Below are 19,014 nucleotides of genomic sequence, written 5' to 3'. Positions count from 1 at the left end.
GCGCGTGGTGCCCTTTCGGGAAGGTGGCCTGATGCAAGGCCTGGTCGTTGCTATCGGTCCCCGAAGATCGTGCGGTGCCAGTCCTTGCGGGCTACCGCCGTGTTATCGAACATGACGTGCTTGATCTGTGTGTATTCCTCGAACGAGTACGAGGACATGTCCTTGCCGAAGCCGGACTGCTTATAACCGCCGTGCGGCATCTCGCTGATGATCGGAATGTGGTCGTTGACCCATACGCACCCCGCCTTGATCTCCCGCGTCGCGCGGTTGGCCCGGTAGACGTCCCGGCTCCACGCCGAGGCCGCCAGGCCGTAAGGAGTGTCGTTGGCCAGCCGGATCCCCTCATCATCACTGTCGAACGGCAGTACGACCAGTACCGGACCGAAGATCTCCGACTGGACGATCTCGCTGTCCTGTGCCGCGTCCGCGACGAGAGTGGGGCGATAGTACGCCCCGTCCTTCAGCGCGCCCTGGGGTGCTTCGCCGCCGGTGACCACGCGCGCGTAGGCACGCGCCCGGTCGACGAAACCGGCGACACGGTCGCGCTGGACGTGCGAGATCAGCGGGCCGAGGTCGGTGCCGGCGGTGAACGGGTCGCCCAGCCGGACGGTCTCCATCAGGGCGGCCGTCCGCGCGACGAACTCCTCGTACAGGGGACGCTGCACGTACGCGCGGGTGGCGGCCGTGCAGTCCTGCCCGGTGTTGATGAGCGCGCCCGCGACGGCGCCGTTGACGGCGGCCTCCAGGTCGGCGTCGTCGAAGACCACGAAGGGTGCCTTGCCGCCGAGCTCCAGGTGCAGGCGCTTGACGGTCGCGGTGGCGATCTCGGCGACCCGCTTGCCGACGGCGGTGGAGCCGGTGAAGGACGTCATGGCCACGTCCGGGTGGCCGATCAGGTGCTCGCCGGCCACCCTGCCGGTGCCGGTGACGATGTTGATCACGCCGTCCGGGATGCCCGCGTCGGTGGCGGCCTGGGCGAACATCAGCGAGGTCAGCGGAGTCAGCTCGGCAGGCTTGAGCACGATGGTGTTGCCCGCGGCGACGGCCGGGAGGATCTTCCAGGCGGCCATCTGGAGCGGGTAGTTCCAGGGCGCGATGGAGCCGACGACGCCGATGGGCTCGCGGCGCACGTAGGACGTGTGGTCGCCGGAGAACTCGCCGGCCGACTGGCCCTGAAGGTGCCGGGCCGCGCCCGCGAAGAAGGCGGCGTTGTCAATCGTGCCCGGCACGTCGAACTCGCGCGTCAGCTTCAGCGGCTTGCCGCACTGGAGGGACTCGGCGCGGGCGAAGTCCTCCGCCCGGTCGGCGAGCACGGCCGCGAAGCGGTGCAGCGCGTCCGAGCGGTCGCCGGGCGTGGCGCCCGCCCAGCCCGGGAACGCCTCGCGCGCGGCGGCCACCGCGGCGTCGACGTCCTCGGGGCCGGCCAGTTCGTAGGTGAAGACCTCGTCGCCGGTGGCAGGGTCGACGACCGCGTGGCTGCTGCCCGAGGTGCCCTTGGTCAGCCTGCCGGAGATGTACTGCGCGCCGTCCGCGAAGCGGTCCTGCGCCGGGAATCGTTCCGGGGTTGCGGTGCCCGGGTTGTGCATGTCGCTCTCCTCCGCCGTCGCCCCTCGGTCGCCGGGGGCGGGTGGCGTAGCTCCAGCTCGATTTGAGTGCCGATCCTGACAGAGGCCAGGGACCGCAACAAGTGATTCCGTTGTTGCCTTTTGGTTACGCGACGGAATCTGTCGACCAGGTGTCGAGTCGGAACGGAAAAGGCAGGACGGTGTGCCAGTGGTGCGTGCCACACTCGCGTGCATGGGGAACATCGACTCCTGGCAGGCTCTGACCAGGGAAGTCCGCGCGGGAAAGCGTGTGCGCTACCTGCACTTCTGGGGACACCGGCCGCACCGGGACGGCAGCGTCGGACCGAGCTGTCTGAGTCAGTGGTGGCCGTCGCCGTTCACCGTGGACGCGGTGCCGTACGCGACCGCGGAGCACTGGATGATGGCCGGCAAGGCGCGCCTGTTCGGGGACGCGGAGGCGGAGCGGCGGGTGCTGGCCGCGCGGCATCCGGCCGAGGCAAAGAAGGAGGGGCGGCTCGTGCGCGGCTTCGACGAGCGCGCATGGGAGCGCCGGTTCCGGATCGTGGTGGAGGGCAGCGTCCACAAGTTCGCCGCCCATCCCGCGCTGCGGGAGTACCTGCTGGCCACGGGCGAACGTGTGCTGGTGGAGGCCAGCCCGGTGGACCGGGTGTGGGGCATCGGACTGGCCGCCGGTGACGAGGCGGCGGCCGACCCGGAGCGCTGGCGCGGGCCGAACCTGCTGGGGTTCGCGCTGATGGAGGCACGCGAGCGGCTGCGGGCCGTTGCGGAGGCACGCTGACCGGGGTGGGGGCCGGCCCCGGTGTCAGCGGTCGGTCAGGACGGTCACGGCCGGCAGGGGGGTGCGGGCGCCTTCGTCCCGGGAGCTGTCCGAGGACCGCTCCACGTTCGTGAGGTAGAAGACGCCGAGGATCACCAGGGCGATCGTGGCGAGGCCGAGGACGATACCGATGATTCCCGTGACCAGGCCGGCCTGGGCCTGGCCGCGGTTGTTGGCCTCGCCGAGATCGGCCTTCCGGCGGCCCTTGACGCCGAAGATCACGGCGAGGATGCCGAGCACCACCCCGAAGATCCCGTAGAAGCAGAACAGCACGCAGGACAGGATGCCGAGCACCAGCGCGGCGGTGCCCATCCCGTTCTGCGGCTGCATCGGCATGCCGGGCCAGCCCTGACCCGGTCCCGGATAGGCGGGGTAGCCGTATCCGCCGGGGACAGGAGCGGTGGGCACGCCCGGACCGGTGGGAGCGACGGGCGGCGGCGGTACGGCGGAGTCCGCGGTGGGGGCGCCGTAGCCGGGCGGCGCGAAACCGGCCCCCGGCATGGAGATCATCGTCTCCTGGTCGTGCACGGAGGGCGGAGGGAAGGCGGGCGGCTGGTACGTCCCGGAGGGCTGCGCAGGGGCGGACGGGGCGGACGGGTTCTTCTCCAGGGAAGGTCTGCTGCCGGGTGGCGCCCACGGGTCCTCGGCTCCAGCGCCCGCACCGGCCTGCGTTCCGTCCGTCATGTCGTCGTCTCCCCCTCGATCGGATCGCCCCGCCATGCTAAGGCCTCACCCGTGCGGGCGAACCGCCGGGCACCGGGGCCCCGCCCCTGGTCCGGGACGCTGCCCGAGGCCGCGGCGGGGCATGCGCCTACGATGACCGTGCTCACCGATCAGCCGATCACCCGCGCCGCGCCCCCGGGCCCGCGGCGCCCGTCCCGGGGAGGGACCCCTTGACCGACCAGCACGCACCCCACGACCCGCAGACCCTGCTCGACCCGCGGGCGCCGCGTGACCGGAAAGCGTTCATCGCCGGACTGCCCAAGGCCGAACTGCACGTGCACCACGTCGGCTCCGCCTCCCCCCGGATCGTCTCCGAGCTGGCCGCCCGCCACCCCGACTCCAAGGTGCCCACCGACCCCGAGGCCCTGACCGACTACTTCACCTTCACGGACTTCGCCCACTTCATCGAGGTGTACCTGTCCGTCGTGGACCTGATCCGCACCCCGGAGGACGTCCGGCTGCTGACCTACGAGGTGGCCCGCGACCTGGCCCGGCAGCAGGTGCGCTACGCGGAGCTCACCATCACGCCGTTCTCCTCCACCCGGCGGGGCATCGACGAGCGCGCCTTCATGGACGCGATCGAGGATGCCCGCAAGGCGGCGGAGGCCGAGTTCGGGACCGTACTGCGCTGGTGCTTCGACATCCCCGGTGAGGCCGGACTGGAGTCGGCCGAGGAGACCACCCGGCTGGCCACCGACGACCGGCTGCGCCCCGAGGGCCTGGTGTCCTTCGGGCTCGGCGGGCCCGAGATCGGCGTGCCGCGGCCCCAGTTCAAGCCCTACTTCGACCGGGCGATCGCCGCCGGGCTGCGCTCCGTCCCGCACGCCGGCGAGACCACCGGGCCCCAGACCGTGTGGGACGCGCTGACCGAACTGCGGGCCGAGCGCATCGGCCACGGCACCAGCTCCGCCCTGGACCCCAAGCTGCTCGCCCACCTCGCCGAGCACCGCATCCCCCTGGAGGTCTGCCCGACCTCCAACATCGCCACCCGGGCGGTGCGCACCATCGAGGAGCATCCCATCAAGGAGTTCGCCCGCGCCGGGGTCCTCGTCACGGTCAACTCCGACGACCCGCCCATGTTCGGCACGGATCTCAACAACGAGTACGCCGTGGCCGGGCGGCTGCTCGACCTCGACGAGCGGGGTCTGGCAGAGCTGGCCAAGAACGCGGTGCACGCCTCCTTCCTGGACGCGGCCGGCAAGGCGCGCATCGCGGAGGAGATCGACGCCTACACCGCACGGTGGCTCGCGCCCTGACCGGGACCCGGCGGGACACAATGGGGCCATGCAGACCGTGACCGCCGTGGCACACCGCGGCGACCCCTACCGCATCCGCGAGAACACCGTCGACTCGCTGCGCTCCGCGTTCGACCGGGGCGCGGACGCGGTCGAGATCGACGTACGGCTGACCCGGGACGGTGTTCCGGTGCTGCTCCACGACGAGTCGCTGAAACGGCTGTGGGCCCACGACCGGCCGCTGCACGCGCTGTCCGCGTCGGAGGTGCGCGACGTGACCGGCGGCCTGGTGCCCACGCTGGAGGACGCGCTCACGGCGACGGGCGACGGCCGGGTGATGATCGACCTGCCCGGCCCGGCCCGCCCGCAGTCGGTGCGGCGGATCGTCGACGTGGTGGACGCGTGCGGGGCGCGGGACCGTGTGTACTACTGCGCCGGCGCCGAGGCCATGCTCGCGGTGCGCGCCGCCGACCCGGCCGCGGAGATCGCGCTGACCTGGACGACCCTCGCACCGCCGCGGGCCGGGCTGCTGGACGCGGTGCGGCCCCGGTGGCTGAACTACCGCTTCACGCTGGTGGACCGGGACCTCGCCGCCCGCGTCCACCGCGACGGCTACCTGCTGTCCGTCTGGACCCCGGACACCCGCCGCTCCCTGCGCCGCCTCCTGGACCTCGGCGCCGACTCGATCACGACCAACCGAGTCGGCCTCCTCCACACCCTGCGCACCCCGCAGACCACGGCACCGTAGGGGAAGGCCCCCAACACCTACAGACCCACGATGGCGTTCCAGCGCTTGGCGAAGTGCACGCGTTCGTTGGAGGACATGTCGCGGGCGATGGCGAGGCGCTTGCGCATGGTCGCGTCGGGGAAGATCAGCGGGTTCTCGGCGAGTTCGGCGGTGTCCTTGTCCTTGGAGCCGGCGAGCACGCCCTGGGCCGCCGGCACGGGGCAGACGTAGTTGACCCAGGTGGCGAGTTCCGCGGCCACCTCGGGGTCGTAGTAGTAGTCGATCAGGCGTTCCGCGTTGGCCTTGTGGCCGGCCCGGTTGGGGATCATCCAGGAGTCCGACCACAGTTCGGCGCCCTCCTCGGGCACGACGAAGCGGATGTCGGGGTTGTCGGCCTGGAGCTGGATCACGTCGCCCGAGTAGGCCTGGCAGGCCAGGACGTCCCCGCTGACCAGGTCCTTGGTGTAGTCGTTGCCGGTGAAGCGGCGGATCTGGCCCTTGTGGACCTGCCGCTCCACCTGGTCGCAGACCCGGTCGAAGTCGTGGGTCCTCCACTTGGTGATGTCCACGCCGTTGGCCTGCATCAGCAGGGCGAACGCCTCGTCCAGGCCGGACAGCAGGGTGACGCGGCCCTTGAGGTCGCTCGCCCACAGGTCGGAGACCTGGCGGATCTCGCGGCCGAGCTTGCGGCGGTTGTAGGCGATGCCGGTGATGCCCGACTGGTACGGCATCGTGTACTTGCGTCCCGGGTCGAAGGCGGGGTCGCGCAGCAGCGGGTCGAGGTACTTGGCCACCTGCGGCTGACGGGCGCGGTCCATCTCCTGCACCCAGCCCAGCCGGACGAACCGCGCGCACAGCCAGTCGCTGATCACGATGAGATCGCGGCCGGGGTCCTGATGGTTCATCAGCGACGGGCTGATCTTGCCGAAGAACTCGTCGTTGTCGTTGATCTCCTCGACGTAGTCGACGGTGATGCCCGTGCGCTTCTCGAAGGCCTCCAGGGTGGGCCGCCGGTTCGGGTGCTTGTCGTCGGTGTCGATGTAGAGCGGCCAGTTCGCCCAGTTCAGCCGGTGATCGGTGGCGGAGGCGTCCGGGATGGCGCGGTCACCGGGCTGGACGTAGGCGGCGGGCACCCCGCAGCCGGCGAGCGCACCGAGCGCGGCCGTGCCGCCCAGGGCGCGCAGCAGGGAGCGGCGGGAGAGCGGGGGCGTCTTCGGAGTCTTGGGCACCGGCCCAGCATGCCGTTCGTGTCCGTGGCCGGGCAATCGACGCAGCGTCGAGCACGCCGGGACGGAGCCGACACCTTGTCGATCAACGTCCTCGCCCCGGTCGACGCCGGACCTCGCCGCTCGACGTCCGGCCGCGTCGCTCGACGCCCGATCGCGCCGCTCGACGCCCGACCGCGCCGCCCGACGCCCGACCGCGAGAGCGCGGACTTCCCGCCGCGGACACACCGCGGCCCCGGACGGTCCGTTCTCCGTCCGGGGCCGCGAGCGGGCGAACCGCCCGGTCAGCGCGTCACGCGTCGAGCGACGTCATCACGTGCTTGATCCGCGTGTAGTCCTCGAAGCCGTACGCCGAAAGGTCCTTGCCGTAGCCGGACTTCTTGAAGCCGCCGTGCGGCATCTCGGCGACCAGCGGGATGTGGGTGTTGATCCACACGCAGCCGAAGTCAAGCCTCTTGGACATCCGCATGGCGCGGGAGTGGTCCTTGGTCCACACCGAGGAGGCCAGCGCGTACTCGACGCCGTTGGCCCACTCCACGGCCTGGTCCTCGTCCGAGAAGGACTGCACGGTGATGACCGGGCCGAAGACCTCCCGCTGGATGATCTCGTCGTCCTGCTTCAGGCCCGAGACGACGGTCGGGGCGTAGAAGTAGCCCTTGTCGCCGACCTGGTGGCCGCCGGCCTCGACCTTGGCGTGGGCGGGCAGCCGCTCGATGAAGCCGGCCACCTGCTTGAGCTGGTTGGGGTTGTTCAGCGGGCCGAACAGCACGTCCTCGTCGTCCGGCTGACCGGTCTTGGTCTCGGCAGCGGCCTTGGCGAGCGCGGAGACGAACGCGTCGTGGATGGACTCGTGCACGAGTACGCGGGTGGCGGCCGTGCAGTCCTGGCCGGCGTTGAAGAAGCCGGCGACCGAGATGTCCTCGACGGCCTTGTCGATGTCGGTGTCCTCGAAGACCACGACCGGGGCCTTGCCGCCCAGCTCCAGGTGGACCCGCTTGAGGTCCTTGGAGGCCGACTCGGCGACCGACATGCCGGCGCGCACCGAACCGGTGATGGAGGCCATCGCCGGGGTCGGGTGCTCCACCATCAGACGGCCGGTGTCGCGGTCGCCGCAGATGACGTTGAAGACGCCCTTGGGCAGGACCGAGCCGATGATGTCGGCGATCAGGACCGTGGAGGCCGGGGTGGTGTCCGACGGCTTCAGGACCACCGTGTTGCCCGCGGCGAGCGCCGGGGCGAACTTCCACACGGCCATCATCATCGGGTAGTTCCACGGCGCGACCTGCGCGCAGACGCCGATCGGCTCGCGGCGGATGATCGAGGTCAGCCCCTCCATGTACTCGCCGGCCGAGCGGCCCTCGAGCATCCGGGCCGCACCCGCGAAGAAGCGGATCTGGTCGACCATCGGCGGGATCTCCTCGGAGCGGGTCAGCCCGATCGGCTTGCCCGTGTTCTCCACCTCGGCCGCGATCAGTTCCTCGGCGCGCTCCTCGAAGGCGTCCGCGATCTTCAGCAGCGCCTTCTGGCGCTCGGCCGGGGTGGTGTCGCGCCAGCCCGGGAAGGCCGCGGCCGCGGCCGCCATGGCGGCGTCCACGTCCGCCTGCCCGGACAGCGGCGCGGTCGCGTACGCCTCGCCCGTCACGGGGTTGACCACCTCGGTGGTCCGTCCGTCGGCGGCGTCGCGGAACTCACCGTCGATGTAGTTGCGCAGACGACGCAGCTCGGTGCTCACTGCCCGGCCCTCCTGGTGCTGTTCGGGATGTCCCATCGCTGAGGCACCCACCCTAGTCCGCGGTGCCACGTTTTCAACACCCCTGTCCGGGCGAGTTCTGCGAAATCCGCACGTCTCGGTCTCGTAAACAACGAATTTCATCGCATCGACCTTGCGGAACTGTCGATACGTCGTGCACAGTGTGGTCGTGCCCAGTAGAAGCGCAGAGCAAAGGGACTCCCGCGAGTCCAGGAACGGCAGCAGCCCGAACCTGGACGCCGTCTCCCTCGCCATCATCGAGCAGTTGCAGGAGGACGGCCGCCGTCCGTACGCCGCCATCGGCAAGGCCGTCGGCCTGTCCGAGGCCGCGGTGCGCCAGCGCGTCCAGAAGCTGCTCGACCAGGGCGTGATGCAGATCGTCGCCGTGACCGACCCCCTCACCGTGGGCTTCCGCCGGCAGGCGATGGTCGGGATCAACGTCGAGGGCGACACGGAGTCCGTGGCCGACGCTCTGACCGGCATGTCGGAAGTCGAGTACGTGGTGATGACCGCGGGCTCGTTCGACATCCTCGCCGAGATCGTCTGCGAGGACGACGACCAGCTGCTGGACGTCATCAACAAACGCATCCGGGCGCTGCCCGGCGTGCGCTCCACCGAGAGCTTCGTCTACCTCAAGCTCAAGAAGCAGACCTACATGTGGGGAACCCGATAACCGTGAGCAAGGACCTCAGCCGTACCGCGTACGATCACCTGTGGATGCACTTCACCCGCATGTCCTCGTACGAGAACGCCCCCGTGCCGACGATCGTGCGCGGTGAGGGCACCTACATCTACGACGACAAGGGCAAGCGCTACCTCGACGGTCTCGCGGGCCTGTTCGTGGTCCAGGCCGGTCACGGCCGCACGGAGCTGGCCGAGACCGCGTCGAAGCAGGCGCAGGAGCTTGCGTTCTTCCCCGTCTGGTCCTACGCGCACCCCAAGGCCGTCGAGCTGGCCGAGCGTCTGGCCGACTACGCCCCGGGCGACCTGAACAAGGTCTTCTTCACCACCGGCGGCGGCGAGGCGGTCGAGACCGCCTGGAAGCTCGCCAAGCAGTACTTCAAGCTGACCGGCAAGCCCACCAAGTACAAGGTCATATCCCGCGCGGTCGCCTACCACGGCACCCCGCAGGGCGCGCTGTCCATCACCGGCCTGCCGGGCCTGAAGGCGCCGTTCGAGCCGCTGGTGCCGGGCGCGCACAAGGTGCCGAACACCAACATCTACCGCGCCCCGCTCTTCGGCGACGACCCGGAGGCCTTCGGCCGCTGGGCCGCCGACCAGATCGAGCAGCAGATCCTCTTCGAGGGCCCGGACACGGTCGCCGCGGTCTTCCTGGAGCCGGTGCAGAACGCCGGCGGCTGCTTCCCGCCGCCGCCCGGATACTTCCAGCGCGTCCGCGAGATCTGCGACCAGTACGACGTGCTGCTCGTCTCCGACGAGGTCATCTGCGCCTTCGGCCGCCTGGGCACCATGTTCGCCTGTGACAAGTTCGGCTACGTCCCGGACATGATCACCTGCGCCAAGGGCATGACCTCGGGCTACTCCCCGATCGGCGCGTGCATCATCTCCGACCGCCTGGCCGAGCCGTTCTACAAGGGCGACAACACCTTCCTGCACGGCTACACCTTCGGCGGCCACCCGGTCTCCGCCGCGGTGGGCCTGGCCAACCTCGACCTGTTCGAGCGCGAGGGCCTCAACAAGCACGTGCTGGACAACGAGGGCGCCTTCCTCTCCACCCTGCAGAAGCTGCACGACCTGCCGATCGTCGGCGACGTCCGCGGCAACGGCTTCTTCTACGGCATCGAGCTGGTGAAGGACAAGAACACCAAGGAGTCCTTCAACGAGGAGGAGACCGAGCGGGTCCTGTACGGCTTCCTCTCCAAGGCGCTGTACGACAACGGCCTGTACTGCCGTGCCGACGACCGCGGCGACCCGGTCGTCCAGCTCGCCCCGCCGCTGATCTCCAACCAGGAGACCTTCGACGAGATCGAGCAGATCCTGCGCGCGACCCTGACGGAGGCGTGGACCAAGCTGTGACCGCGGCGGCCCGACCGCCGCGCGAAAGGCGCACACCTGCGATCAGATGATCATCGCCGGCCCCGGTGCCGACCGTTCGAGTGAGAAACGGCGGCCCGGGGCCGTGTGCTGTCCGGGCTCCCGACGGGCGCTGCCTAGCGTTCCCTTGACGCGTCACTCTGCGTCGGACCGGCTCCGTGACCCGAGGTCTTCAGACTCGTTCGCCCGTACGGGGGACACGGCACGGAATTCCCGATGAGAACCGAGGTGTACGCCCATGGACGTCCCACCTGAGAACGAGGTGCTCTGCGCGCGGGCCCTGCACTACACCCACGACGACGGCTCGCCGGCTCTCGGCGGCGTCTCCCTCGGTGTCGCGCAGGGCGAGATCCTCGCCGTGAGCGGGCCGAGCGGGAGCGGCAAGACGACCCTGCTGCGGTGCCTGTCCGGCATGACGCGGGTGCGGCGCGGCGAGGTCTGGTTCAACAGCGTCCCCCTGCACTCCCTCGGCCCGCTGGCCCGTGAGCGGCTGCGCCGGGACCGGTTCGGCTGGGTCGACCCCGCGCCCGTGCTCGTACCGGAGCTGAACGTCTGGGAGAACACGGCCCTGCCCCTGATGCTGCGCGGCACGAGCCGGCGGCGGGCCAAGGTGGCCGCCCTGGAGTGGCTGGACCGCCTCGACGTCGGCGACCTGGCGCGGATGCGCCCGCACCGGCTGCGCCAGGCCGAGCGGCAGCGCGTCTGCATCGCCCGCGCGCTCGCCCCCTCCCCCACGGTGCTGTTCGCCGACGAACCAACGGCCCCGCTGCACCGCGCCGACCGCGCCCATGTGCTGCGCACGCTCACCACCGCCGCCCGCTCGCACGGCATCACGGTCGTGCTCGCCACGCACGACCCCGCGACCGCGGCCCTCGCGGACCGGACCGTGCCGGTGCTCGACGGGCGGCGCGTGAAGACCGTGCACCTGCCCCCGGTCGGCGACACCGCGGAAGGGCGGGCCGCGTGCTCGCTCTCCGTCTGATCCGCGTCGCCCGGCCGGGCGTCCAACTGCGCCGTCTGACGGTCGCGGCGGCGTCGGCGGGCACGGGCTTCCTGCTGCTGTCCAGCCTCGGCTACGCCCTCGGCCACCCGGACCACTCGGCCGCCGGGGCGCTGCGGCTGTCCTGGTGCGTGCTGCCCCTGGCGGCGACGGTGTACCTCGCGGTCGCGGTGGCCCGCACCGACCCGGGGACCCGTCCCCGGCCCGGGCTGTCCGCGCTCGGCCTCGGTCCGGGCCGGCTGATGGCCGTGTCGGCGGCGACGACCGCCCTGGCCTGCGGGCTCGGCTCACTGCTCGCGCTGCTGGTCTTCACCTACCTGCGCGGCGACGGCGCGGCGTCGGCGTTCCTGGCGGCCGGGGAGCCGCTGCCGGTTCCGGCGGTGCTGACCCTGCTCACCGTCGTCCCCGTCCTCGCCTCGGCGGCGGTCGCGCTGGTGCTGTGCCCCCGCGACGCGAGGCCCACGGCGGCCGGGCCCGGTCGGCGGTTCGGCCGCTTCGGCGCGTACCGCCGCACCGGCACGCAGGAGACGTTCGGGGCGTACGGCCGGTTCGGCGCCCGGCTCGGCAACGGGACCGCCGCGCGCCGGAACGGTTCGGCAACGGCGTGTGCGACCCGGCCCCCGTCCACGGCCGTCGGCACGGTGCGGCCCGGGGACGACCCGACCGGGGACAGTCCGACCGGGGCGGGCCTGACGCGGACCGGCCCGGCCGCGGCGGACGGGCCCGGACCGGCCGTGACACGGACCGACCCGACCGGGCCCCACTCGGCCCGCACCGACCGGCCCGGAAGTGACCCGGCCGGGGCCGACCCGACCGGAGCCCACCTGACCCCGACCGGCTTGACCGGGACTGAACCGACCGGAGCCCCCGAGGACACCGGTCACGAAGGCGCGCACGACGATCACGATCCCCACCGGCCCCCGGCCCCCCGGCGGCCGCCCACCGGGCTTCCCTGGGGCATCGCCGTGCTCGCCGCCGGACTGGCCGTGGAGGCGTACGCCGGACAGGCCGCCGGCCTCACGGCCACCGGCGGCCCGGCCCTGCCCGGCGGGCTCGCGGCCGGCTCCGTGCCGGTCCTCATCGGCTGGCTGATGACCGCACTCGGTCTCGCCCTCGCCGGCCCCGGCCTCACCCACCTGTGCGGCCGTGTGGTCCAGTCCGCGCGCCCGGGAGCCCTGCGGCTCCTGGCCGGGCGCGTCCTGATGGAGGAGGCGGCCCGCATCGGCCGCCCGCTGGGCGTGGTCTGCGCGGTGGCGTCCGGGACGTACGCCATGTTCGCGGCCTACGACGGCGCCGCCCGGCCGCTCGGCCCGCTGACGACGCTGGGCACGCTGCTCGTCGCCGGCTGCGCCCTGACCACCCTCCTGATCGCAGTCGTCGAGGCGCGGCAGTCCCGTGCCGACAGCACCGCGGCCCTGCTGCGACTCGGCGCGCCGGCCACGATGCTGCGCTCGGCCGCCCTCCTGCGCTGCGGCGCCCTGCTGGCCCTGTTCGTCCCGCTGACGCTGGTGGTCGCGGACCTCGCCGCACTGCCGCTGCTCCCCTGAGCCACCGGCCGCCGGTCCGCCGGCGGACCCGGAGAAGAGGTACGAAAAAGTCCCGGAGTCGCCGATGAGTTCCGCGCCGGCCCCGGGTCTACCCCTGCGAACGGCAACGAACCGCGATGGGAGAGACCCGCCATGTACCAGCAGATGATCTTCGTGAACCTGGCGACCAACGGCGTGGCCGCGTCCAGGAAGTTCTTCACCGAGCTCGGCTACACCATCAACCCCCAGTTCTCCACCGACGACTGCGCGTGCGTCGTCATCAGCGACACGATCATCGCGATGCTGCTCAGCAAGCAGCACTACGCCAACTTCACCAAGAAGGAGATCGCTGACTCGACCAGGTCCAGCGAGGTGCTGATCTGCCTGAGCGCGGAGAGCCGCCAGAAGGTCGACGAGCTGGTGGACAAGGCGGTCGCGGCCGGCGGCACCGTGAGCGGCGAGACGCAGGACCAGGGCTTCATGTACGGCCGCGCCTTCGACGACCTCGACGGCCACACCTGGGAGGTCATGTGGATGGACCCGGCGGCGGTGCAGGGCTGAACCCCCGCGGGCGGAGACTCACCATGGTCAGGGCGGGTGCGACGGCACCCGCCCTGACGCATGCCAACAGGTTGAAACATTCGCCTGGTTAATGATGCGGTAAAGTCAACGCCGGTGGGAGGCTTTCGGATTGACACTCCCGCCGGAGCGCTTATAAATCTGAGCCTCCTGGGGTTTCTGTGGGCTCGACCTCGTTGCTGCCCCAACCCCCCGCACACCCCCCGCAATTGGGCATCCCGTGAAGGGCAAAGTGGCTATCTTGTCCATATCCCGTCGTACCGCACGCACCGTGCGCATCCTCGGTGTCGCCTCCGCGTCCGCCGCTCTCGCTCTCGGCGCTGCGGGTAACGCACTCGCCTGTGACATCAAGGACTTCTCCGCCGAAGCCAAGTGTGAAGGCGAGAACGGCGTCATCGTCGTCAAGAGCATCGACTCCTCCAACACCCCGGCCACGGTCACCGTGTTCCTCGAGGACAAGGGTGCCGACGCCAAGAAGATCGGCGAGCAGGAGATCAAGGGTTCCCGTCAGGGAACCACGATCACCTTCGCCGAGGACTGGCAGCCGAACGCGGTCTACCGGATCCACGTCAAGACCGCGGACAAAAGTCGGTTCAAGGTCGACGCGGACATCAAGGACAACCTGAGGGCTCCGTCGACCGCGTGCAAGTCCGAGACGCCGACCGAGGAGCCGACCGACTCCACCACGCCGTCTCAGCCGGAGACGTCGACGCCGGCTCCGTCGGAGTCCGCCCCGTCGGAGGAGTCCCCGTCGCAGGAGGCGTCCTCGGCGCCGTCCGCCTCGGAGAGCACCACCGCTCCGGCAGGCGCCGAGAACAACGCTCCGTCGCCCGCGGTCGGTGACTCCAACCTCGCCGAGACCGGTGCCGACTCCAACACCGGCATGATCGCCGGCATCGCGGCCGCCCTGGTCGTCGTCGGCGGTGGCGCCGTGTTCTTCGGCATGCGCCGCCGTGGAGCGAACAGCAACCGCTGACGCCCCACACACACCGTCCGTGGCCCGCTCCCGAACTCGGGGGCGGGCCACGGCCGTTCATCCGAAAGTCGCCCGCTCCAGCCAGAACTCCAGCAGTTCCCGCTCGCCGAGCACCTCCAGGCCGGGGCTGTCCAGGGGCAGTCGGCTGAAGAACGCGAGCAGCACGGTGGTGAGCGGCCCGCGCAGGGCGACGGTCGCCTTCTCGTGGCCGCGGCGCCAGGTGACGCCGTCCTCGGTGAACTCGACGACCCACTCGGCGTTCAGCCCGGGAGCGGCGTCGGTGGCGTGCAGATGGATGCTGCGGCCCGGACCGCGCAGCTCCTGGATCCCCGGGCGCGCCTTGCTCCGCTGGATGAACTCCACGATCTGCAGCCACTCGTCGAGGGCGTCGGCGGCCACGTCCGCGGCGACCTCGTAGGGCAGGCCCGCGGTGAGCGCCGCGTCGGCACGGTGGATCGTGATCTCGTGGGTCATCCGGCGGGCCCAGAAGCCGGTGTCGAGGATTCCGGCCCAGGTCCACACCTTCGTGTCCGGTCCGGCCTCACGGAGGGCGTCGACGAGCATGCGGGCGGTCTCCGCCAGCCAGGCGTCCAGGGCGGCCGGGTCGCCCTGCGCCTCAGGACCCCCGGCGAGCGGGACCTCCTTGGCCGGAATGTTCTCCTGCGCGCGGGTCCTGACGAGGGCCTCGGCCCGGCGCAGGGCGCCGCCGACATGCCGTACCAGCTTCTCCAGTGTCCAGTCCGGGCAGGTCGGCACGGTCCTGGACAAGTCGGCCCCGGAGGTGACCAGGGCCCTCAACTCGTCGACCTGACGGACGATCTCGTCGCAGTAACGGTCGTAGGGAAGTAACGTCATGCTCAGCACACTAAGTGCCCGGTGATCATTCCAGGACCACGATTTCAGTCGCGTCGAACTCCACCGCGACCTCGTCCCCGGCCTCCGGTGCCTCGCGCAGGGCGCAGGCCGCCTCCAGGCGGGGGGCGTTGGCGGGCTGGAGGTGGAGGGTGACGTGGGTGCCCTTGAAGGTACGGGCGGTCACCGTGCAGGGCAGGCCCTCGTCGGCGGGCACCAGGCGGACACCGGCGGGCCGGACGAGCAGGGTGCGGTTGCCCTGGGCCGAGCCGTCGGCGACCGGCACCTTGCCCCACGGGGTGACCGCGACCTCGCCGTCCACGCTCGCCTCCACCACGTTCTCGAAGCCGAGGAAGCGGGCCACGAAGGCGTCGGCAGGCCGCTGCCACACCTCAAGCGGTGTGCCCCACTGGGCGATCCGGCCGTCCCGCATCACCACGACCCGGTCGGCGAGGGCGAAGGCCTCGCCCTGGTCGTGCGTGACGGCGAGCACCGTCGTGCCCAACCGCCCGAACAGATCACGGAGTTCGACGACGAGACGCTCCCGCAGCGAGCGGTCGAGCTGGCCGAGCGGCTCGTCCAGCATCAGCAGCCGCGGCCGGGGGGCGAGCGCCCGGGCGAGGGCCACGCGCTGCTGCTCCCCGCCGGAGAGCGCGGCCACGGCCCGCCGCCCGGCCCCGGGCAGCCCGACCAGCTCCAACAGCTCCCCCACCCGACTGTCCCGTTGGCCCTTCGCCGCGCCGTGCATACGCAGTCCGAAGCCGACGTTGCCGGCCACGTCGCGCTGCGGGAAGAGCTGGTGGTCCTGGAACATCAGCCCCACCTCGCGCCGGTGCACCGGCACTCCCGACTGGTCCCGCCCGTCCAGCAGCACCCGTCCGGAGTCCAGCGGCTGAAGCCCGGCCACCGCGCGCAGCAGCGTCGACTTGCCGCTGCCGCTGGGTCCGAGCACGCACACGATCTCATGCTCGGCGACCGACAGGTCGACCGCGTCCAGCGCGGTACGTCCGCCGAAGCGCACGGTCGCGGCATCGAGGCTCAGCAGCATCTAGAACTCCCCGCTCCGGTCGGTGCGCAGCCGCTCGAGCACCAGCAGCGCCACCGCGCACACCACCATCAGAATCGTCGACAGGGCCATCGCCTGGCCGTAGTTGAGGTCGCCGGGCCGGCCGATCAGCCGCGCCACGGCGACCGGCAGCGTCGGATTGTCGGGGCGCGCGATGAACACCGTCGCCCCGAACTCCCCCAGGGAGACCGCGAAGGCGAACCCTGCGGCGATCAGCAGCGCCCGCCGCACCAGAGGCAGGTCGACCTCCCGCCACACCCGCCACGGCGAGGCCCCGAGCACGGCCGCCGCCTCCCGCAGCCGTACGTCCACCGCCCGCAGCACGGGCAGCATGGTCCGTACGACGAAGGGCACGCCGACCAGAGCCTGCGCCAGCGGGACCAGGATCCAGGACTGCCTGAGGTCGAGCGGCGGCCGGTCCAGCGAGATCAGGAAACCGAAGCCGACGGTCACCGCCGAGACCCCGAGCGGCAGCATCAGCAGCGCGTCGAAGCCGCGTACGAGCCGGCCGGCGTCCCGGCGGGTGAGAGCGGCGGCGGCGAGCCCGCCGATCACCACGGCGATGGCGGTCGCGGCGGCGGCGTAGCCCAGGGAGGTGCCGACGGCGTGGATCGGCGCGACCAGGAAGGTGCCGCCGTCCGCGTTCGTCAGCGCCCGGTAGTAGCCGAAGCCGGGCGCGGCGAGCGACCGCTGCACCAGTACGGCGAGCGGCAGCACGAGGAGGACGGCGACGGTGGCGAGGGCCCCGGCCAGCAGCGTCCACTGCCCGGCGCCGCGCGGCCGGCGGGCGGTCAGCGAGGCGTCCACCAGCTTCAGCGCGGTCTCCCGGCGCCGTACGGTCCAGGCGTGCACGGCGAGGATCGCGCCCACGGCCAGGAACTGGAGGATCGTCAGGACGGCGGCGGTCGACAGGTCGAAGATCTGGGAGGTCTGCCGGTAGATCTGCACCTCGAGGGTGGAGAAGGTGGGGCCGCCGAGGATCTGCACCACGCCGAAGGAGGTGAACGTGAACAGGAAGACCATGAGCGCCGCTGCGGCGACCGCGGGGGCCAGCGCGGGCAGGGTGACCTTGCGCCAGGCGGTGAGCGGGGAGGCGCCGAGCATCCGGGCCGCCTCCTCCTGGCGCGGGTCGAGCCCCGCCCACAGTCCGCCCACGGTCCGTACGACGACGGCGTAGTTGAAGAAGACATGGGCGAGCAGGATCGCCCACACCGTGGTGTCCAGCCGGACGCCCCACAGCTCGTCGAGCAGGCCGCCGCGCCCGACCAGCGCGAGGAACGCGGTGCCGACCACGACGGTGGGCAGCACGAACGGCACGGTGACGACGGCCCGCAGGACCTGCCGGCCGGGGAAGTCGAGGCGGGCGAAGACATAGGCGCCGGGCAGGGCGACGAGCAGGGTGAGCGCGGTGGAGGCGAGCGCCTGCCAGGAGGTGAACCACAGCACGTGCCGGATGTCGGACTGTCCGAGCACGTCGGTGATCCGCCCCAACTGCCAGGCACCGTCCGTCTCCAGGCCGCGCCGGACGATCGCGGCCACGGGGTAGGCGAAGAACGCCGCGAAGAACGCGACGGGCCCGGCCATGAGACCGAGCCGCGCCGTGTTCCCCGTCCGGCGGCCGCGTCCGCGGCCTACCTGAGGGCGAGTGAGGTCCACGACTTGACCCACTGGTCACGGTTGGCGGAGATCTTTTCGGGGGCCAGGGTCTCGGGGTTCTTGGCCTGCGGGCCGTACGTCACGAACTCCGGGGGCACCTGGGCGCCTTCGCGCACCGGGTAGACGAACATGTTCAGCGGCATGTCGTCCTGGAACTTCTTGCTGATCAGGAAGTCCAGGAGGGCCTTGCCCCCTTCGGTGTTCCTGGCGTTGGCGAGCAGGCCCGCGTACTCGACCTGGCGGAAGCAGGTGCCCTGCGCGACGCCGGTCGGCGCGGTCTTCGGCCGCGGGTCGGCGTAGATGACCTCGGCGGGCGGCGAGGAGGCGTAGGAGACGACGAGGGGACGGTCGCCCTTGGCCTTCTTGCCGCCGGCGGAACCGGAGAACTCCTGGTTGTAGGCCTGCTCCCAGCCGTCGACGACCTTGACGCCGTTGGCCTTGAGCTTCTTCCAGTAGTCCTGCCAGCCCTTGTCGCCGTACTTGGCGGCGGTGCCGAGCAGGAAGCCGAGGCCCGGCGAGGAGGTGGCGGCGTTCTCGGTGACGAGGAGGTTCTTGTACTCCGGCGCGACCAGGTCGTCGAACGAGGCGGGCGGGGTGAGCTTGTGGTCGGCGAAGTACTTCTTGTCGTAGTTGACGCAGACGTCGCCGGTGTCGATGGGCGTGACGCGGTGCTTGGCCTCGTCGACCCGGTACTGCGGCAGGATCAGGTCCGCGCCCTTCGGCTCGTACGACTGGAACAGCCCGTTGTCCAGGGCGCGGGACAGCAGTGTGTTGTCGACGCCGAAGAAGACGTCGCCCTGCGGGTTGTCCTTGGTGAGGATGGCCTTGTTGACGGCTTGGCCGGCGTCGCCGTCCTCCAGGACCTTCACCTTGTAGCCGGAGCTCTTCTCGAAGTCCGCGATGACGCTCTTGGACGCGGCCCACGAGTCGTGGCTGACCAGGGTCACCGTCCTGGACCCGGCGGAGTCCTTGCCGTTCGGTGACGAGCCGCACGCCGACAGCGTGACGAGGCCGAGCCCGACCGCGGCTGCGGCGAACGTCTTGGTGTGCACTGGATGTCCTCCTGGGGGTTGGCCAGGAAGAGACGCGGCCCTGCCCGGGATCCGCGAGGGACACCCGGGCAGGGCACAACAGCTTGAGTGATGACCGAACTTCCTACCCAGAATGACCTGGGCGAGGTTCAGAGGGTCTGCGGCCGGTGCCGCACTCTCAGCGCTGTGGCGCTCCCCTGTCGGAATAT

At 71.3% G+C, this 19,014-nt stretch carries 17 protein-coding genes and 1 riboswitch; of the genes, 9 read left to right on the top strand and 8 right to left on the bottom strand.

The window, feature by feature from the left end; translation table 11 throughout:
- Positions 1 to 50: 50 nt before the first annotated feature.
- Positions 51 to 1,586, bottom strand: a complete 1,536-nt coding sequence (locus ACF09J_RS23365) for a gamma-aminobutyraldehyde dehydrogenase (RefSeq protein WP_392307366.1) — start codon at positions 1,584 to 1,586, stop codon at positions 51 to 53.
- Between the two features lie 211 nt (positions 1,587 to 1,797).
- On the opposite strand from ACF09J_RS23365, the gene ACF09J_RS23360 reads away from it, so the two are divergent.
- Complete coding sequence (locus tag ACF09J_RS23360) at positions 1,798 to 2,364, top strand: NADAR family protein (protein ID WP_392307365.1); 567 nt, start codon at positions 1,798 to 1,800, stop codon at positions 2,362 to 2,364.
- 24 nt (positions 2,365 to 2,388) lie between these two features.
- Here the strand turns inward: ACF09J_RS23360 and ACF09J_RS23355 are convergent, their stop codons facing one another.
- Complete coding sequence (locus ACF09J_RS23355; RefSeq protein ID WP_392307364.1) at positions 2,389 to 3,087, bottom strand: DUF4190 domain-containing protein; 699 nt, start codon at positions 3,085 to 3,087, stop codon at positions 2,389 to 2,391.
- Between the two features lie 209 nt (positions 3,088 to 3,296).
- Between ACF09J_RS23355 and ACF09J_RS23350 the strand changes: the two genes are divergently transcribed.
- Complete coding sequence (locus ACF09J_RS23350; RefSeq protein WP_392307363.1) at positions 3,297 to 4,382, top strand: adenosine deaminase; 1,086 nt, start codon at positions 3,297 to 3,299, stop codon at positions 4,380 to 4,382.
- A gap of 28 nt (positions 4,383 to 4,410) precedes the next feature.
- A complete protein-coding gene (locus tag ACF09J_RS23345; protein WP_392307362.1) occupies positions 4,411 to 5,109 on the top strand; it encodes a glycerophosphodiester phosphodiesterase in 699 nt (232 codons plus the stop codon).
- A 17-nt stretch (positions 5,110 to 5,126) separates the two neighbouring features.
- Here the strand turns inward: ACF09J_RS23345 and ACF09J_RS23340 are convergent, their stop codons facing one another.
- Both ACF09J_RS23340 and ACF09J_RS23335 read right to left on the bottom strand, forming a co-directional pair.
- Positions 5,127 to 6,317, bottom strand: coding sequence for a PotD/PotF family extracellular solute-binding protein (locus tag ACF09J_RS23340; protein WP_392307361.1), 1,191 nt, complete (start codon positions 6,315 to 6,317; stop codon positions 5,127 to 5,129).
- Positions 6,318 to 6,606: 289 nt separating this feature from the next.
- Entirely contained in the window at positions 6,607 to 8,046 is a 1,440-nt protein-coding gene (locus tag ACF09J_RS23335) for a gamma-aminobutyraldehyde dehydrogenase (RefSeq protein ID WP_392307360.1), read from the bottom strand.
- A 172-nt stretch (positions 8,047 to 8,218) separates the two neighbouring features.
- Here ACF09J_RS23335 and ACF09J_RS23330 point away from each other — a divergent pair, with 172 nt between their 5' ends.
- The 6 genes from ACF09J_RS23330 to ACF09J_RS23305 all read left to right on the top strand — a co-directional run bounded on the left by ACF09J_RS23330 (position 8,219) and on the right by ACF09J_RS23305 (position 14,200).
- Positions 8,219 to 8,737: an Lrp/AsnC family transcriptional regulator gene (locus tag ACF09J_RS23330; protein ID WP_392307359.1), complete on the top strand. Its 519-nt coding sequence runs from the start codon at positions 8,219 to 8,221 to the stop codon at positions 8,735 to 8,737.
- Complete coding sequence (locus ACF09J_RS23325) at positions 8,722 to 10,101, top strand: aspartate aminotransferase family protein (RefSeq protein ID WP_392307358.1); 1,380 nt, start codon at positions 8,722 to 8,724, stop codon at positions 10,099 to 10,101. The genes ACF09J_RS23330 and ACF09J_RS23325 overlap by 16 nt, the downstream gene beginning before the upstream one ends.
- 256 nt (positions 10,102 to 10,357) lie before the next feature.
- The gene (locus ACF09J_RS23320) at positions 10,358 to 11,101 is read left to right on the top strand and encodes an ABC transporter ATP-binding protein (protein WP_392307357.1); all 744 of its coding nucleotides are present in this window, start codon (positions 10,358 to 10,360) and stop codon (positions 11,099 to 11,101) included.
- A complete protein-coding gene (locus ACF09J_RS23315; RefSeq protein ID WP_392307356.1) occupies positions 11,083 to 12,666 on the top strand; it encodes a hypothetical protein in 1,584 nt (527 codons plus the stop codon). Before ACF09J_RS23320 ends, ACF09J_RS23315 begins: the two co-directional genes overlap by 19 nt.
- Positions 12,667 to 12,798: 132 nt before the next feature.
- Positions 12,799 to 13,206: a VOC family protein gene (locus tag ACF09J_RS23310; RefSeq protein WP_392307355.1), complete on the top strand. Its 408-nt coding sequence runs from the start codon at positions 12,799 to 12,801 to the stop codon at positions 13,204 to 13,206.
- A gap of 259 nt (positions 13,207 to 13,465) precedes the next feature.
- Positions 13,466 to 14,200 carry an LAETG motif-containing sortase-dependent surface protein gene (locus ACF09J_RS23305; RefSeq protein ID WP_392307354.1) on the top strand — a complete coding sequence of 245 codons (735 nt, stop codon included), beginning with the start codon at positions 13,466 to 13,468 and terminating at the stop codon, positions 14,198 to 14,200.
- Positions 14,201 to 14,257: 57 nt separating this feature from the next.
- On the opposite strand, the gene ACF09J_RS23300 is transcribed toward ACF09J_RS23305, so the two are convergent.
- The 4 genes from ACF09J_RS23300 to ACF09J_RS23285 are packed head-to-tail and all read right to left on the bottom strand — an operon-like array spanning position 14,258 to position 18,826.
- Positions 14,258 to 15,055 (bottom strand): maleylpyruvate isomerase family mycothiol-dependent enzyme, encoded by a 798-nt coding sequence (locus ACF09J_RS23300; protein ID WP_392307353.1) that lies wholly within the window; start codon positions 15,053 to 15,055, stop codon positions 14,258 to 14,260.
- A gap of 25 nt (positions 15,056 to 15,080) precedes the next feature.
- Positions 15,081 to 16,100, bottom strand: coding sequence for an ABC transporter ATP-binding protein (locus ACF09J_RS23295; protein ID WP_392307352.1), 1,020 nt, complete (start codon positions 16,098 to 16,100; stop codon positions 15,081 to 15,083).
- Complete coding sequence (locus ACF09J_RS23290; protein ID WP_392307351.1) at positions 16,101 to 17,702, bottom strand: ABC transporter permease; 1,602 nt, start codon at positions 17,700 to 17,702, stop codon at positions 16,101 to 16,103.
- Between the two features lie 47 nt (positions 17,703 to 17,749).
- On the bottom strand, positions 17,750 to 18,826 hold the full coding sequence (locus tag ACF09J_RS23285) for a thiamine ABC transporter substrate binding subunit (protein WP_392307350.1): 1,077 nt from the start codon (positions 18,824 to 18,826) through the stop codon (positions 17,750 to 17,752).
- 82 nt (positions 18,827 to 18,908) lie between these two features.
- A riboswitch (TPP riboswitch) is annotated at positions 18,909 to 19,014 on the bottom strand.

This window comes from Streptomyces sp. NPDC014889, assembly GCF_043081205.1.
Taxonomy (GTDB): Bacteria; Actinomycetota; Actinomycetes; order Streptomycetales; family Streptomycetaceae; genus Streptomyces.
The sequence above is the reverse complement of the archived record's forward strand: the minus strand, read 5'-3'. Positions and strand labels throughout refer to the sequence as shown.